Below are 16,282 nucleotides of genomic sequence, written 5' to 3' on the forward strand. Positions count from 1 at the left end.
AATAAAAAATAAGCTGTGATGGGTCTTTCGTATTGAATTAATTTGGATGTTAAACGAACCACGTACTCCTGCGGAGGACAAGCTACGCGTAGCGTCTCGCAGAGAAGGACGCAAAGGGCGCGAAGATAAGAGAGGACAAGAGAAGAATTTTAAGATGTGGGTTGTAGATTGGATTGTAGTTTGAGTAAGCGATCGCTCGCTGTTTGTAATGTCTCAGGTCTTTTGCTGAAGCAAAATCTGATCAATGAATGTCCTTTTTCTGGTTGGCTGAAAAAGCTGGAACCAGGAACTACGGCAACACCAATCTCTTTAATTAGATGGTAAGTGAATTCAACATCTGTTTTATAGCCGAATTTGGAAATATCTGCAAGTACGTAATAGGCTCCTTGGGGAACGAAATAGGGAATGCCAACTTGATCTAGAATCTGTAAAATATTGTCTCGCTTCTGGTGATAAAGTTTAGCTAGTTCTTCATAATAGGATGGTGGCAGTTGCATGGCGGCAACTCCGGCTCGTTGCAAGGGTGCAGGAGCGCCAACCGTGAGGAAATCATGGACTTTGCGAATGGCTCCTGTCAATTCGGGGTTGGCCAAAATGTAGCCGACTCGCCATCCAGTGACGCTGTAAGTTTTGGAAAGACCGTTGATGGTAATTGTGCGTTCTTCCATACCGGGAAGGGTCGCTAGGGCAATATGTTGAGTGCCATCATAGAGAATATGTTCATAGATTTCATCAGTGAACGCTAACACATCCCACTTTTGACAAAGTTCAGCAATTAGGGTGAGTTCTTCACTGGTGAAGACTTTACCCGTGGGGTTGTGGGGTGTGTTGATAATAATCGCTTTGGTATTGGCATTGAAAGCTTGACGCAACTGTGCTTCATCAAATGTCCAGTTGGGGGGATGTAGGGTTACGTAGCGGGGCGTAGCACCAGCTAAAATCGCATCGGGGCCGTAATTTTCGTAATACGGCTCAAATACAATTACTTCTTCACCGGGATCGACGGTTGCTAGCATCACAGCTGCCATTGCTTCTGTGGAACCACAGGTAACGGTGATTTGGGTTTCGGGGTCGATATCTAAGCCCAGATACCAACGAACTTTGTTGGCGATCGCCTGACGAAAGGGGCGATCGCCCCAAGTAATGGCATACTGGTTGACATCTGCCTCTATTGCCTCATAAGCTGCCTGTTTCAACTCCAAGGGACAGGGAAAATCAGGGAACCCCTGCGCCAAATTCACTGCACTATATTGCAGTGCTACCCTGGTCATTTCTCGAATCACCGACTCCGTAAACTGGTCTGCCTTCGCTGATATTTTTTGGCGCACAATCTCACTCACCCCTATACCTCCATTGATCTCTATTGCGGTTATGCAGGAATTTCTGTAAACCCGATAAAATCCATAATATCGATAGATTCATCGTAGTATACTCAAATTCCAGATCCAAAGGAAGGATTAGGGAGATCAGGGGGATGAGGGAGATGGGGAAGATGGGGGAGATGAGGGAGATGAGGGAGATGGGGGAGATGAGGAAAATAATCATGACAAATGACAAATGACAAATGACAAATGACAAATGACAAATGACAAATGACAAATGACAAATGACAAATGACAAATGACAAATGCCCAATGCCCCATGCCCCATGCCCATATTATCTATATACTTAATTATTGAGATTAATAGTCAATTATTGAAGATACTGATCCAGAATCATCATGAAATCTTTGCACCGTCCCGATCTGTATAGCTGGTCTAATTTCAATCCGGCAAGAAATATTGATTTCAATGGGATTGCCTGGATTCGGCCAGATGGTAACATCTTGATTGACCCAGTAGCCCTATCAAACCATGATTGGAATCATCTGAAATCCCTCGGTGGTGTAGTTTGGATTGTGCTGACGAATTCTGAGCATGTCAGGGCAAGTAAAGAAATTGCCGATCAAACCTATGCTAAGATTGCTGGCCCTCTGGCAGAAAAAGACACTTTCCCTATACATTGCGATCGCTGGCTGTCTGATGGTGAAGAATTTGTGCCAGGACTGGAGGTGATTGAACTCCAAGGCTCGAAAACTCCCGGTGAATTGGCTCTGTTACTGGAGGAAACGACTTTGATTACAGGAGATTTAGTCAGGGCACGCAAAGCCGGTAGCTTAACGATTTTACCAGATGACAAGCTGCTGAATCGAGAGGAGGCTGTTGCTTCTGTTCGCAGGTTGGCTCAACTGAGTCGGGTAGAAGCAGTGCTGGTGGGGGATGGTTGGCCTGTCTTTCGGGATGGAAGCGATCGCTTACAGGAACTTGCAGCGACGCTGTAAATGCGTGGTTAGCACAGCTAGCTGTGCTAACCTACAGGAGATTGTGGTTTAAATAGATAAAAAAGGCTGTAAGAAGAATTGTTTGGATCGAATTCTCCTATAAAGCAAAAGGTAGGAAGTGATTTTGACTCTCGCATGATGCTGCGGTGTTTGGAACTTGCTCGCCGCGCTTTAGGACATACTTCGCCAAATCCGCTAGTGGGAGCGGTGATTGTCAAGGATGGCGAGATTGTCGGCGAAGGGTTTCATCCTCGTGCAGGTGAGCCTCATGCAGAAGTGTTTGCCTTGAAAGCAGCAGGCGTTGGCGCAGCTTCTCCCCTGGAAAATCGCGCTCGTGGTGCGACAATCTATGTCAACCTCGAACCTTGCAATCACTACGGACGTACTCCCCCTTGTTCGGAAGGATTGATCCAAGCTGGGGTGGCAAAAGTGGTGGTAGGTATGGTTGATCCCAATCCACTGGTAGCTGGAGGTGGTATTGCCCGTTTACGTGCGGCGGGGATCGAAGTGTTGGTAGGAGTAGAAGAGTCAGCTTGTCATCAGCTAAATGAAGCTTTTGTGCATCGCATTCTCTACAAACGACCTTTGGGAATTTTAAAATATGCCATGACTTTAGATGGCAAAATTGCTACCACCTCTGGTAACAGCGCCTGGGTGACAAGCCAAGATTCCCGCAGTGAAGTACATCAACTGCGGGCAGCTTCTGATGCCATAATTGTCGGTGGTAATACAGTCCGACACGACAATCCTTATTTAACCAGCCATCAGGAGGGCGCACATAATCCCCTGCGGGTGGTGATGAGTCGCCATCTCAACTTACCGGAAAATGCTCATCTGTGGCAAACTGCGGATGCTCCGACTTTGGTGTTGACACAGGAGGGCGCTAACCCCGATTTTCAAGAACTGTTGCTAAAAAAGGGGGTGGAGGTGGTGAAATTAACATCACTGACACCAGATAAGGCAATGGCGTACTTATATGAGCGGGGTTTTTGTAGCGTGTTGTGGGAATGTGGTGGTACCTTAGCTGCAAGTGCGATCGCTCAAGGAGCAGTGCAAAAAATTCTGGCATTTATCGCCCCAAAAATCATTGGTGGTAGTATTGCTCCCACACCTGTGGGCGATTTAGGTTTTACTACCATGACTGAGGCGTTGTCTCTAGAACGTGTTCGTTGGCGTGTAGTCGGCTCTGACTGCTTAGTTGAAGGTTATTTTCCCCAAAAAGCCAATAGTCAAGAGTAATAACACAGGAGTCAGAATTCAGAATTCAGAATTCAGAATTCTGAATTGATAAAACTTGAGTATTAATTAATTCATCGTTCTTTGGACATCATGAAAATTGACGTTCATGGGCAATATCACGTATAAGGGCTAGCCGAGATTGAATGTAGTGGCACAGATAATCAGTTTCGTTAGAATCTAACAACACTTGGGTTTCGGTTTGTTTTACTAACCACTGCACTAAGTTAGCATCATCCAGTTGCAACAGGAGCTTGGCTTGGGCGGTTTCAACCACTGACCAAAGCTGACGCATAATCGTAGGAGTCATCAGACCTCAATTGAATAATTAGCTTTGCTATCTTCAGATTACACAATTGCGATCGCACTTTACATCATGAATCTAGAAGCTGAAACAAGTATTATAAAAAACTTAATAATGGTATTTATAACTTTATAAAGATTAAGAATTTAAAACTCAGTTTGGAAAATCGGGATTGGGCATGGGAAAGACAGATTTTCATGGATTGAGTTGCAAAACCTAGAAAACAAATCCATTAATTCTCAATCTGGCTCAAACAGGAATTTAGCATTTTTAGCGTCAAATTGGTAAGGCGTGAGATAAAAAATCATCTCTACAACAAACCTTTCTTTTTCAACTCAGTTAGGGCATCTTCAGCAGCAGCTTTTTCAGCCTCTTTTTTATTGCGTCCCTTACCTTCGCCGTAAATGTTTTCATCTACCAATACTTTTGCGATGAATTCTGGCGCGTGAGAAGGGCCTCCTATTTGTTCTGTGAAATATTTAGGGGGATTTGGGGTAACATTGCATTGCACCCATTCCTGAAAGCGATTTTTTGAGTCTACATTAGAGCGAGACACAACAATATTTTCCGATACTGACTTAAACAGATCTTCTACAATTGGGCGAACTACTTCAATCTCGGAATTATTATCTAGATAGTACGCGCCAAGGACTGCTTCAAAGGTGCTACTTAATAAATTAGGATTTTGATATCCTCCGTCTCGAATTGCACCTTGTCCTAATCTCATCTTAAATTCTAAATCAACTTCAAGAGCAAACTTTGCTAATTGCTTCTGATCTACTAATGCAGAACGGCGACGAGTTAATTCATCTTCTCCTTTTTCTGGATTACGTTTATAGAGATATTCACCACTTAAAAAATTTAGGATAGCATCACCAAGAAACTCTAGACGTTCGTTGTGTTCACCTTCTTCTGGGTGTTCGTTGACATAAGAACGGTGAGTAAGTGCTTGGCGGAGTAACTTTTGATTATTAAACGTGAGAAGTTTGTGCATTTTTATCTTTTGTCTTGTTGCAGAAATTAACTATTATCGTCAAAAATGAAAAAACCGCAATTAGCGGTAATGTTGGTAAAACCCAGTCAACTAATCAAACTAGGTTTTTAAAAGCAAATTCAGGTAGTTAATTTATATTACTCTATTAAAAGCAATTCCTGATTTTGTCTTGTAATTCTACCTGACTCAACAGCAGCATCAACCAACTGACCAAATTTATTAAATTTACTACCATCAGATGTAGAAATTGAAGAAACACCCTGATATTTGGGGAATTGTTTAAGCATTAATTTAGCAATGTAGCTGTAGTGTGTAGGTTTACCTTCACTTCGTGCGTTTTTGACAGTTTCAATCAGATATCCTACAGCTTCATTGAAATCAATCTTAGGCTCCATGACAGTGGATTGACATTGACTTTTGTCCCCAACTAATTGAGGTACTTGATCTATAAAATGGAAGTTATGATTGCCAACCAATTTAATCAATCTTGGACTTTCACTACCTCGTTGAGCAAAGACAATAACTTTTTTATCCATAGCTTTGAGAATGGAAATTAATACAGCAAAGTCTCTGTCTCCTGAGAATAGGATAATCTTCTTTAGAGAAGGATTAAAAGCAACTGCCTCATAACAGTCATCTTTAAGTCGCTTATCTGCGCTATTCTTTGAGGAGTCGGGAACATCAACACATCTAAAACCAAGCTCTTTTAGCTTATTCTTGGAAGCAACTTGGTCTTGACGCTGTGAATTGTAGTAAATATTTTTACAAGATACAGTTCCCTCAGATTTTGCAAATTGCAGCACTAAACTAGCGAATTTTGTGATTGAGGGAACGTTCTGAATATCACAAAAAATGCCAGTCGAATCTTTTTTTTGGCTTGCTTGTCTGTTGGAGGGTAGATGATAGCTTGTCATTCGAGTATGTCCAGAGTTAGTTTAAGGAAACCGGACAGCTTCAACAAATCACACATCTAGTAGCAGCCTAGCTTTATGAAAGAGATTTATACTCAAAAAGTGTTTCTCTCTCTCGTTAGGATCTCTATTTACAAATTTGATTTCTAGTCTAAGAAGGTAAAATCCCTAGCTTACTGCTAAGTATCGCGTTATTCATTCCGTTGAGCATACACCTAAATATCTAGTTTTCCGGCTGATAGTCTAATCAACTAATTGACATGACATCAGGCTGAATGTTCAGCGGAAGGGATAACGCGATACTTAGCGGTAAGCTAGGGATTATACTTTCTTAGACCACAATCAATATTTGCACTTGTCGAGTTTTGCTTTAGAGTGCAGTTATTTTGCTTGCCGTTGTTCTATATCTAACATGAGCTTAATCTGTGTGTCAAGCATCTCGTTTGTAAAGAACTGTAAACCTAACGACTCGATAGCTATAAGCTTTAGGAACACAACTTTAGCGGAAATCTCTACCTAATTTGAGAGATAAATTAAGTAAACAAGGCAAGAATATCACTTGATTAGGTAACACAATACGCTTATTTAAATAACCATATTTACTTTCAATATCCTAATATGGTTAACTATATAATCATAAATATTTTCAGAATATTTTGGTTAATAAATAATTTACGGCTTATTTTGCGCGATCGCACTATATAAAATACCTAAAATTTTCTTAATATCCTTGATATAATATTCACTCAAATCAATCGAAACTAGATTGCCTTCAAGTTTGAGAAATTGCCAGATCGTACCGATAGTAACAGCACCATATATAGCTTTGATTTGATTTCCACCTCTCTCGTTAAATAACTGAGCAGCTACCATTTCGGCAATACATTGCGCTAAACCAGACCTTAAATTTTCATTTGTACTTTCTACTAAGACAACCACCGGACAACGTACAAGCAACTGCTCTGAAGAAAGACTCAAAATAAAATCACAAAAGCCGTTTAGTCCTCGTTGGCTATCAACAGTAAAATCAACTCCAGAAAAAAAGCTTATTTCATAATTAAATTTACGTCTAATTTCTAACAAAATTGGACTAATTATCATTTCACTTCGGGCTTTGTCAGAACTTATGGCTACAGCTAAATCAACATTCTCCTTAAGGATAGTAGATAATAAATCACTACATTCTTGCTCCTGTATATTTGCAAATAGTCCAGATGACTCGTGAATAACTAACCCAAAAGAATCAATAACTTGAATAAGTTTAAAATCACTATAAGCCATAAAAATTACTGCTGGCGAATAGAATTCGCGGCTACACAGACAAAACCCACCTCCGTGGGTTAAGAACCTTGATTTTGCATTTTAAACATATTTTTATGGAAAAAGTGAAGGTTCAAAACCTTGCCCCTTGTGGGCGAAACAGTCCTTGTATCTGAAGGTAGGTAAAAACCCCACCCCGAAGTGTCTGTCTTGATTTAATACTTCCGACTTCCGACTTCCGACTTCATTTTTTATGGCTTTGGCGGAAACACCTTAACTAAATCAAGAGATAAATCAGGGAAGGAAGGAAAAAATATTACCTGATTTGACAAGAAAATTTGCTTATTTAAATAACCATATTTACCATGATTATCCTGATATGGCTCACTGTAAGCTTCCAAATAATTATCGAATAAATTAAATATCCAATAATGAGTAATGCCTGATTTAGCATAGAGAGGAATTTTCACATCTTGGTCATAAGCCAAAGAAGAATCTGAAACCTCGATCACCAATAAGACATCAGCCGATTTGGGGTGAGACGATAGATAATTATCAGCACGGTTTTGAACGATCGCAAAATCCGGTTCAGGTTCGCTGTTAGGTGGTAAAGCAATCGGGGATCGAGATTGTAAAGTAGCCTTGTCTCGGAGGATTTTGGGGAGTTCTTTCCACAGTTTTCTTAAACAAGTTTCATGGGCTGTACCTTTGGATGCCATTTCAATAATTTCGCCGTTGATTAATTCAATGTGGTCATCTTGTGACTAGAAGCATAACTTTTCTGCCAGTGGAAGGATAAGATTTCTGTTAAAAACTCTGTAATCCTTATATTTATGTTGGATGATGACGCTTATTTTTAAGCGACTAGAAGCATAACTTTTCCGAAAGTCCAATTTGGAAGCATAATATTTCCGTGAGTTCAAGTTAGTTTTTATAAAAAACAATAGCTTTAGCTCTTACTTTTTTAAAACATTGTCATTAGAGTCTGTTTTATCAGGAAATATCCCCTTATCCTTTGCTTCTTTGATAGACATCTCAATCAGAAAAGCAGCAAGATTAGCGGTAGGGCGTCCTTGGAATTCTGCCCACCACTCCAGATCATCTAATACAGAATCGGGTAAGGTGATGTTAATTCGTTTGCTCACAAATTAGTTACTGCTCATTTTCAGCTTATTTTACTTCCCCATATCAGCCAGATTAAATTGAGTTAATTTACATCTGATTTAAGTCAATATAGATGTATATTAGGCGATATCTATTCTTATACTCCCTATACTGAGAGTCGAATAGCGAGGAAATTGCCATGCTGAGTGATGATGAATTTAACCAATGGTGCTGCTGTCTAAAGCTATCAGAGAAAGCACAACAGGAAATCCAACACGTCCGCTCATCTGCTCCCTCCCGTCGTGTCAGAGGCGCTCATAACAATGTTACAGGACGTTACCCTAGTCGAAAGATGGGATTGAGCATTCAATTTGAGTCTCATAAAGTAGAACTCCCTTTTATCTACCAACTCGAACATGATGAAGATGTTCTAGAGTATTACGACCAACCTCCGTCTTTTAAACTCAGTTATCAAGAAGCATCGGGACGCAATCTTGGTTTTTATATCACCCCAGACTTCTTCGTTATTCATACTAACTCTGTTGGATGGGTAGAGTGCAAACCAGAAGATAAATTAAATCAATTAGCTCAAAAAAGCTCTCGGCGTTACGTTTTAGGTGATGACAATCAGTGGCACAGCCCACCAGCTGAACAATATGCTCAACAATTTGGCTTTTTTTTCCGCCTTTGGTCAAATGCCGAGATTAATTGGACGCTACATGGGAACCTAGAATTTTTAGCAGATTACTACAAATCAGATGCTTTTGAGGTGACAAAAGCGACTCGAAATACCATCCTTTCAATGATATCTGCACAACCAGGTATAACCTTAGCGAATCTCCTTCATCATGGCGAAGGGGTCAGCACAGACGACATTTATCATCTGATTGCTAATGAAGAAATCTATGTAAATTTAACAGCATCTCCTTTGGTAGAAGCCGAAAAATGTCTTTTATTTATTGACCAACTGTACGAAGAAACCTACAACGCAATTATTCTATCTCAATCAACGACAAATACTATTCACTCACTAGGAGTTGAACTTATCCCTGGTATAACTGTTTTGTATAGCGGCAAAAGTCTGACTATTACTTTAGTAGGAGAAACAGAAGTTTTACTTCAAACATCAGAACAGCAAATTGTCACATTATCTCTCTCCACTTTTGATGAGTTAGTAAAACAGGGCAAAATTACCAAATCCACTACTCAAAAAACTGATGAAATTAACAACCAGGTAATGGATTTGTTCAAAAAAGCTAGCTTCCCAGACTTAATGGCTGCTAATCGTCGTTATCGTCTGATTCAACCCTATTTGGATGGACAACCTATTAAAACCAATACACCACAAGAACGCTCTTTAAGGATTTGGTTAAGAGCTTACAGACAAGCACAACAGAAATATGGATATGGGTACTTAGGAATACTGCATTTTGAAAACAAAAAAGGTAATCGAAATCGAAAGTTACCTCAACATATTCTCAACTTGATAGATAAATTTATTATAGAAAGATATGAAACCAAAAAACAAAAACGCAAACAGTCAGTTTATAACGAATTTGTCCACTTCTGTGTCGAAACCGGAATCTCTGAGCTTCAAGTTCCCAGTTACAAAACTTTTATCAAAGAAATTAAAAAACGTTCTGGTTACGAACAAACTCTCAAAAGAGAAGGACTTCGGTCTGCTTATCGGTTAGAACCCTTTTATTGGGAGTTAGAAGTAACAACACCTCGTCATGGGGATTTCCCCTTCCATATTTGCCATATTGACCATACAGAATCAGATATTGAACTCAGATGCTCTAAAACAGGAAAAGTTCTTGGGAGAGCTTGGATAACATTGCTTGTGGATGCATTTTCTCGGCGGATTTTAGCAGTTTATGCCAGCTATGATCCTCCTTCATATCGTTCTTGTATGATGGTTCTGCGAATATGTGTAAAACGTTATGGACGACTGCCTCAAACCATCGTCACAGATAACGCTAAAGAATTTTACAGCACTTATTTTGAAACTCTGCTAGCTTTGTTTGAATGCACTCTTAAGCATCGTCCTAGTAGCAAATCTCGATTTAGTAGCGTGTGTGAACGGTTATTTGGAACCACCAACACCCAGTTTTTCTACAATTTAGCAGGCAATACCCAAATTACAAAAAAAGTCAGACTGATGACCAAATCAGTCAGTCCCAAGAATTTATCATTGTGGACTTTGGGGTGGTTGTATTTATACCTCTGTGAATGGGCTTACTCTATTTATGACACCATTGAACATCCGGGTTTAGAAGGGCAAAGTCCACGAGAAGTCTTCAGTGCAGGAATTGCTCAATATGGTAGTCGTGACCATCGTCGCATTTCCTATGACGAAAATTTCCGCATCCTAACTTTGCCTACTACTAACAAGAGTAGAGCGAAAGTACAGCCGGGAAAAGGAATCAAAGTTGAGCAGAAATACTACTGGTCAAATACCTTTCGTGACCCAGAAATAGAAAATACTTCAGTCGATGTTAGATATGACCCTTTTAATGCAGGAATTGCTTATGCTTATGTTCGGGGTCAATGGGTTGAGTGTATTAGTGAATATTACTCTTTATTCCGAGGACGTTCTGAAAAAGAAATTCAAATAGCAACTACCCAACTTAAGAAACAAAAACAAAACCATGCTTCTAGTTACAGAATTCGAGCTAAACAACTCGGAGAATTTCTGGCCAGCCTTGAGGTTGAGGAAATTTTACTCGAACAACGCTTGCGGGATAAACAAGCACAGGAAGTTTTTCAGGTTATTGAAGGAGAACTACCCTTGCTAAGTCCCTACAATCAAACCCCAAATGTCGATGAAGAAAAAGAACAGGATAAATTGAATAGTTCAACAGAATCTCAATTAGAAGTTAATGAATTAGTTAATCCTCAAAAAGTCAAAATCTTCAAAATTTACTAATCATGTCAACAGCCAGACTATTTCCGCCAGAACTACTTACTGCACCACTTCAAGTCCGACTGAATTATTATGATAACTATACAATGGCGCACCCTTATCTTTATGAAGCTTTTGAAACTCTCAAACCTATTATTCGCCATTGCGGAGAGTCCAAAATTATTTTTATTTTCGGTCCCACAGGAGTAGGCAAAACCAAATTACGCTTGCTCACTGAAAAATGGATAGTCCAAGAGTTATGGAAAGAAATGGAAGTTGACCGAGGGCGCATTCCATTTGCCAGTGTAGAAGCAGTTGTACAAAAATCTGGTCTATTCAATGCTAAAGATCATCTCAAACGATGTTTATATGCTCTTCATGAACCAAAGGAATTTATTAATCACAAGATTAACTACGGAGTACAAGGCATTTACTCAGATAATGAAGGGAAAATTGTCATTAAGCAAAAAATTCTTGAAACTGATTTGGGATGGGCATTAGAACAATCCCTGAAACACCGACGACCTCAGATTTTCTTTATTGATGAAGCTCATCATCTACTAGCGGTAGCCAGTGGACGTAAACTAACCGATGTGCCAGAAGCCATTAAATCTCTAGCTAATCGTACAGAAGTTTTACATGGTTTAATTGGAACCTATGAGTTGCTAACTCTTCACGATATTGGTGATCAATTAAGTCGGCGTAGTGTTTACATTCACTTGCCTCGTTATAATGCGGAATTCATCGAAGACAGAGAAATCTGGCAGAGTGTTATTTGGAATTTCCAAGGTCAAATTCCAACAGTTGAAGAACCTGATTTTTTATCCAATTGGAACTACCTCTATGAACGCAGTTTAGGATGTGTTGGCATTCTAAAAAATTGGTTAAACAATGCTTTGGCTGATGCCTTAGCAGAAGAAGCAAACATAATCACTCTTAATCATTTAGAACGACGAGCTTTATCAGTAGGTCAATGTCGAAACATTTTTAAAGCTATCAAAGAGGGTGAAAAAAGAGCCACAGGGATTGAAGGTGAAGTTGAAAAACTACGTATCGAATTAGGTTTGGGAGGCAAACCCGTCTTCAGACAAAAAGTTTCAAAAGAACTTCAACAGTCACAGGAGCAATCTTCTCAATTCAAAAAACGTAAAAAAACTGTAGGTCAACGTAAACCTCAACGGGATTCCGTAGGGATTGAAACTCATGAAGTATAAGAAATTAAGTATTTATGAATCGTTAGAATTACACCCACCGGAAATTTCCGAATGTAGCCGTTTATATTCTTTAGAGCCAATTGGAATTGGAACACCTGATTGTGAAAGTTTGACCAGTTATATAATTCGTTTATCTCAAGCTCATTGTGTGACTGTAAACAAGCTACTTCATCCCAACATTCTCAAGCATTTTGAAAGAGAAGATTTATATGATTATAGCCAAATAATTTACCGATTACTTAGATCGCCTCACAATTCAAAATCTTTCAATGGATTAGGATTAACTACCACTAAATTATCTCAACAGCTAGAAGCTTTAACTTTACATAATGATTTATCTTTTCTCACTATGCTTTCTTGGTCTGAGGTTACTACTTATCATCAACTATTTCGTGACCATCAAGCTTGGTGTCCAGTTTGCTATGAAGAATGGCAGATGAATAAAAAACCTTTGTATGCTCCTCTACTTTGGTTTCTTCATCCAGTTAAAATTTGTCTTCACCATTGCCAATACTTACTTGAGGAGTGTCCTCATTGCCAGAAGATGCTTCCGATAATTGTGAAGCAAATGCAACCTGGTTACTGTTCACAATGTGGCAAGTGGTTAGGATCTTCCTCATCAATTAAAACCTGTCCTCAAAGCATATACGAAGATAATATTAAGTGGCATGAATATGTAACAATAAGTATCGGCGAGTTAATTGCTGCTGCTCCTCATCTATCTTCTCTGCCAACGAGGGACAGAATTGCTCAGGTTCTCAATGCTTATTTTAGTGCTAATAACATAACTAAAGGGAAGATAGCGACATTTACTCGTTTTATTGGTATTGCTCCTGGAAATATATTTGTTTACATTTATAATAAACGAATTCCCAGAATTGATAAGCTACTACAAATTACATATGCCCTACAAGTATCACCATTGAAATTCTTTACGGAAGATATCAATACTCTTATTGGTAAACTCCAGGTTAATTCTCAGCTATTTGTCAAAGTCCAAGACCAAGATAATAAACCAAAAAAAACAAAATTAGACAAGATAAAAATTCAACAAGTTCTTACAAAAGCTCTTGGTGAAGAAGCACCTCCGAGTCTCACAGAGGTTGCTAAACGCCTTAAATGCTCTCGTCATTCTCTCAAAAATTATTGTCCTGAACTACATCAAATGCTCAAATTGCGTCATGCTGAATATGTGAAAACCCTTAGTAAGTATTCTTTAAAAACAAGACATTTCTTGGAAGCAGCACTGATAGAAAATCCTCCTCCTTCAATGCAATCTCTTACGAAAAGTCTTGGAATAAAGAGTCCCAAGTTGTATAAACTCTTTCCTGAACTTTGCTATCAAATCTCCAAGCGTCACAAAGAATATCGAAACGCTTGTACATTGGAGAAGAGAAATCAAGTGATTAATGAAATGAATGAGGCTATTTCTAAGCTTCATAAGCAGGGAAAAGAACCTACCCTTGCTCAAGTTAGGAAACTTTTAACAAAACCAGGATATACACGGGATCAATTTTTTCAAGATGCCTTATTTAAAACTCGACAGGAACTCGGTTATGAAAATTGATGCACCACGATAATCATGATTTGATAAATCATGCTCAACCTATTTTTTTGGAGTCAACCAATATTTTTGTTCATCTCTGCTTGGAAGCATAACTTTTCTGAGGTGCATTAGAAGCATAAGCCTTCCGTGACGGAAAAGTTATGCTTCCAGTGACACATCTTCATGGAAAAAGCCCAATTCAGTAAGCCTGTGGTATTCATCCAGTGTGAAGCGTTTAGCTTGAGCAATACTCATAAATCTTCCTCCCAAGGGAAATGCGATCGCGTAACCGCACTTATATTCTAAATGTGTCAGAAATTGGTATGCTAAAGACCAAGACTCGCTATGAAAGCAAACCATGCCTGCGCCTACTATCAATCCCACGATCACTGCCTTTCCCTTGAGTGCCGTAGTCGGTCAAGAAGCAATTAAATTAGCCTTGCTGTTAGCCGCAGTTGATCCTGGTTTGGGAGGAGTGGCGATCGCAGGTCGTCGCGGTACGGCAAAATCTGTGATGGCTCGTGCTATTCACGCTCTACTACCGCCGATAGAAGTTGTCAAAGGCTCAATCAGTAATTGTGACCCCAATCACCCAGAAGAATGGGATGATCAACTGTTGGCGGAGTATGCAGACAAAGACATTCAAGATGTTCCCGTCGAAATAATTCCCGCACCTTTTTTGCAAATTCCTCTAGGTATCACTGAAGACCGACTCCTCGGTTCTGTGGATGTGGAAAAGTCGGTAAAAGAAGGTGATACCATTTTTCAGCCCGGTTTACTCGCTACAGCAAACCGGGGCGTGTTGTATGTAGATGAAATTAATTTATTAGATGACCAAATATCAAATCAGCTTTTAACAGTATTATCTGACGGACGCAACCAGATTGAACGGGAAGGGATTAGTTTTCAGCATCCGTGTAAATCCTTATTTATTGCCACCTACAATCCCGAAGAAGGCGGATTACGGGAGCATTTACTAGATAGAATTGCGATCGCACTCTCTGCTGACGGTGTACTCGGCTTAGATCAAAGAGTAGCAGCAGTAGAAGTTGCGATCGCCTATTCTAAATCTCCCCAAGACTTCCTCAAACAGTACAACGAAGACTTAGACTCCCTCAAAACCCAAATCATCTTGGCGCGGGAATGGTTGAAAGAAGTAATCATCACCCATGAACAAATTGCTTACTTAGTAGATGAGGCGATTCGCGGCGGAGTTCAGGGACATCGCGCCGAGTTATTCGCCACGCGGGTTGCTAAGGCGGCGGCGGCTTTGGAGGGACGAACAACAGTCAATGCCGAAGATTTGCGCCGTGCTGTCGAACTGGTGATTGTACCACGCGCCACAATTGTGCAGACACCACCACCAGAACAATCACCACCACCGCCTCCACCCCCACCACAAAATCAAGAAGAACCCCAGGACGAATCAGAAGAGGAACAGGAAGAACAAGAAGAACAGGAAGAAAATCAAGAGCAAGAACCCCCTAGCATCCCGGAAGAATTCATTTTTGATCCAGAAGGGGTAATTCTTGATGACAGCGTGCTTTACTTCACTCAAATGGCGAAGCGGCAAGGTAAATCTGGTAGTCGTAGTGTCATCTTTTCCGATGACAGGGGACGCTACATTAAGCCAATGTTGCCCAAGGGGAAAGCGCGGCGCATTGCCGTAGATGCCACCCTCAGAGCTGCGGCTCCTTATCAAAAAGCCCGAAGAGAAAGACACCCAGATAGAAAAGTTATTGTCGAACAGGCAGACATTCGCTCGAAACGCTTGGTACGCAAAGCCGGGGCGTTGGTAGTATTTGTGGTAGATGCTTCTGGCTCAATGGCCTTGAACCGGATGCAATCAGCTAAAGGTGCGGTGATGCAACTGTTGACAGAAGCTTATCAAAACCGCGACCAAATAGCATTGATTCCTTTCCGGGGAGAACAGGCGGAGGTGTTATTGCCTCCAACACGTTCCATTGCTTTAGCGCGTAATCGCTTGGAAAGGTTGCCCTGTGGTGGCGGTTCGCCCTTAGCACATGGTTTAACCCAAGCTGTGCGCGTCGGCTTAAATGCCCAGATGAGCGGAGATATTGGGCAAGTTGTGCTTGTAGCGATTACCGATGGGCGGGGTAATATTTCCTTAGCGCGTTCTTTAGGTGAGCAACTAGAACCAGGAGAAAAGCCAGATATCAAAGGAGAATTATTAGAAATTGCTGCCAGAATCCGGGCTTTGGGGATGCAACTATTAGTAATTGATACGGAAAGTAAATTTGTGTCCACTGGTTTTGCTAAGGAATTATCGCAAACAGCAGGCGGTAAATATTATCATTTGCCAAAAGCGACAGATCAAGCTATTGCTGCTATGACCAGAGGTGCGATCGCTGATTTAAAATCTCGATGAGTAGAGTGGGGGATGAGGGGGATGAGGGGGATGAGGGGGATGAGGGGGATGAGGGGGATGAGGGGGATGAGGGGGATGAGGGGGATGAGGGGGATGAG

At 40.5% G+C, this 16,282-nt stretch carries 12 protein-coding genes and 2 pseudogenes; 6 read left to right on the forward strand and 8 right to left on the reverse strand.

Translation table 11 applies throughout. The features are described from left to right. Positions 1-149: 149 nt before the first annotated feature. Positions 150-1,340: a pyridoxal phosphate-dependent aminotransferase gene (locus V7K27_RS27770; RefSeq protein WP_334951570.1), complete on the reverse strand. Its 1,191-nt coding sequence runs from the start codon at positions 1,338-1,340 to the stop codon at positions 150-152. A 381-nt stretch (positions 1,341-1,721) separates the two neighbouring features. On the opposite strand from V7K27_RS27770, the gene V7K27_RS27775 reads away from it, so the two are divergent. Both V7K27_RS27775 and ribD read left to right on the forward strand, forming a co-directional pair. Next, a complete protein-coding gene (locus V7K27_RS27775; RefSeq protein WP_334951571.1) occupies positions 1,722-2,321 on the forward strand; it encodes an MBL fold metallo-hydrolase in 600 nt (199 codons plus the stop codon). Positions 2,322-2,456: 135 nt separating this feature from the next. Continuing rightward, the gene (gene ribD / locus V7K27_RS27780; protein ID WP_334951594.1) at positions 2,457-3,560 is read left to right on the forward strand and encodes a bifunctional diaminohydroxyphosphoribosylaminopyrimidine deaminase/5-amino-6-(5-phosphoribosylamino)uracil reductase RibD; all 1,104 of its coding nucleotides are present in this window, start codon (positions 2,457-2,459) and stop codon (positions 3,558-3,560) included. 88 nt (positions 3,561-3,648) lie between these two features. On the opposite strand, the gene V7K27_RS27785 is transcribed toward ribD, so the two are convergent. The 6 genes and pseudogenes from V7K27_RS27785 to V7K27_RS27810 form a co-directional block, all read right to left on the reverse strand. Beyond that, on the reverse strand, positions 3,649-3,867 hold the full coding sequence (locus V7K27_RS27785; protein WP_334951572.1) for a hypothetical protein: 219 nt from the start codon (positions 3,865-3,867) through the stop codon (positions 3,649-3,651). 304 nt (positions 3,868-4,171) lie between these two features. Further along, on the reverse strand, positions 4,172-4,855 hold the full coding sequence (gene rnc, locus V7K27_RS27790; protein WP_334951574.1) for a ribonuclease III: 684 nt from the start codon (positions 4,853-4,855) through the stop codon (positions 4,172-4,174). A gap of 137 nt (positions 4,856-4,992) precedes the next feature. After that, positions 4,993-5,769 (reverse strand): NYN domain-containing protein, encoded by a 777-nt coding sequence (locus V7K27_RS27795; protein WP_334951576.1) that lies wholly within the window; start codon positions 5,767-5,769, stop codon positions 4,993-4,995. A 669-nt stretch (positions 5,770-6,438) separates the two neighbouring features. Further along, positions 6,439-7,047, reverse strand: coding sequence for a hypothetical protein (locus V7K27_RS27800; RefSeq protein WP_334951577.1), 609 nt, complete (start codon positions 7,045-7,047; stop codon positions 6,439-6,441). Between the two features lie 230 nt (positions 7,048-7,277). Continuing rightward, positions 7,278-7,787 (reverse strand): annotated as a pseudogene (locus V7K27_RS27805) (Uma2 family endonuclease); the annotation flags it as partial. A 195-nt stretch (positions 7,788-7,982) separates the two neighbouring features. After that, complete coding sequence (locus V7K27_RS27810) at positions 7,983-8,171, reverse strand: ribbon-helix-helix domain-containing protein (RefSeq protein ID WP_100898060.1); 189 nt, start codon at positions 8,169-8,171, stop codon at positions 7,983-7,985. Between the two features lie 158 nt (positions 8,172-8,329). Between V7K27_RS27810 and V7K27_RS27815 the strand changes: the two genes are divergently transcribed. Genes V7K27_RS27815 through V7K27_RS27825 form a run of 3 tightly spaced genes read left to right on the forward strand, consistent with a single transcriptional unit; the run spans position 8,330 to position 13,816 of the window. Further along, positions 8,330-11,059, forward strand: coding sequence for a TnsA endonuclease C-terminal domain-containing protein (locus V7K27_RS27815; protein ID WP_334951578.1), 2,730 nt, complete (start codon positions 8,330-8,332; stop codon positions 11,057-11,059). 2 nt (positions 11,060-11,061) lie between these two features. Beyond that, positions 11,062-12,249 carry an AAA family ATPase gene (locus V7K27_RS27820; RefSeq protein WP_334951579.1) on the forward strand — a complete coding sequence of 396 codons (1,188 nt, stop codon included), beginning with the start codon at positions 11,062-11,064 and terminating at the stop codon, positions 12,247-12,249. Then, complete coding sequence (locus V7K27_RS27825) at positions 12,239-13,816, forward strand: TniQ family protein (RefSeq protein WP_334951580.1); 1,578 nt, start codon at positions 12,239-12,241, stop codon at positions 13,814-13,816. Before V7K27_RS27820 ends, V7K27_RS27825 begins: the two co-directional genes overlap by 11 nt. A 144-nt stretch (positions 13,817-13,960) precedes the next feature. On the opposite strand, the pseudogene V7K27_RS27830 reads toward V7K27_RS27825, so the two are convergent. Further along, a pseudogene (locus V7K27_RS27830) lies at positions 13,961-14,050 on the reverse strand (Uma2 family endonuclease); the annotation flags it as partial. A 103-nt stretch (positions 14,051-14,153) separates the two neighbouring features. On the opposite strand from V7K27_RS27830, the gene bchD reads away from it, so the two are divergent. Then, positions 14,154-16,184: a magnesium chelatase ATPase subunit D gene (gene bchD / locus V7K27_RS27835; protein WP_334951581.1), complete on the forward strand. Its 2,031-nt coding sequence runs from the start codon at positions 14,154-14,156 to the stop codon at positions 16,182-16,184. Positions 16,185-16,282 lie beyond the last annotated feature (98 nt).

The organism is Nostoc sp., assembly GCF_036919575.1.
Taxonomy (GTDB): domain Bacteria; phylum Cyanobacteriota; class Cyanobacteriia; order Cyanobacteriales; family Nostocaceae; genus Nostoc.

Excerpts from the sequence above, each read along its gene's own strand:
- V7K27_RS27775 (WP_334951571.1), top strand. The coding sequence starts at position 1,722 with ATGAAATCTTTGCACCGTCCCGATCTGTATAGCTGGTCTAATTTCAAT.
- ribD (WP_334951594.1), top strand. The coding sequence starts at position 2,457 with ATGATGCTGCGGTGTTTGGAACTTGCTCGCCGCGCTTTAGGACATACT.
- V7K27_RS27785 (WP_334951572.1), bottom strand. The coding sequence starts at position 3,867 with ATGACTCCTACGATTATGCGTCAGCTTTGGTCAGTGGTTGAAACCGCC.
- rnc (WP_334951574.1), bottom strand. The coding sequence starts at position 4,855 with ATGCACAAACTTCTCACGTTTAATAATCAAAAGTTACTCCGCCAAGCA.
- V7K27_RS27795 (WP_334951576.1), bottom strand. The coding sequence starts at position 5,769 with ATGACAAGCTATCATCTACCCTCCAACAGACAAGCAAGCCAAAAAAAA.
- V7K27_RS27800 (WP_334951577.1), bottom strand. The coding sequence starts at position 7,047 with ATGGCTTATAGTGATTTTAAACTTATTCAAGTTATTGATTCTTTTGGG.
- V7K27_RS27815 (WP_334951578.1), top strand. The coding sequence starts at position 8,330 with ATGCTGAGTGATGATGAATTTAACCAATGGTGCTGCTGTCTAAAGCTA.
- V7K27_RS27820 (WP_334951579.1), top strand. The coding sequence starts at position 11,062 with ATGTCAACAGCCAGACTATTTCCGCCAGAACTACTTACTGCACCACTT.
- V7K27_RS27825 (WP_334951580.1), top strand. The coding sequence starts at position 12,239 with ATGAAGTATAAGAAATTAAGTATTTATGAATCGTTAGAATTACACCCA.
- bchD (WP_334951581.1), top strand. The coding sequence starts at position 14,154 with ATGCCTGCGCCTACTATCAATCCCACGATCACTGCCTTTCCCTTGAGT.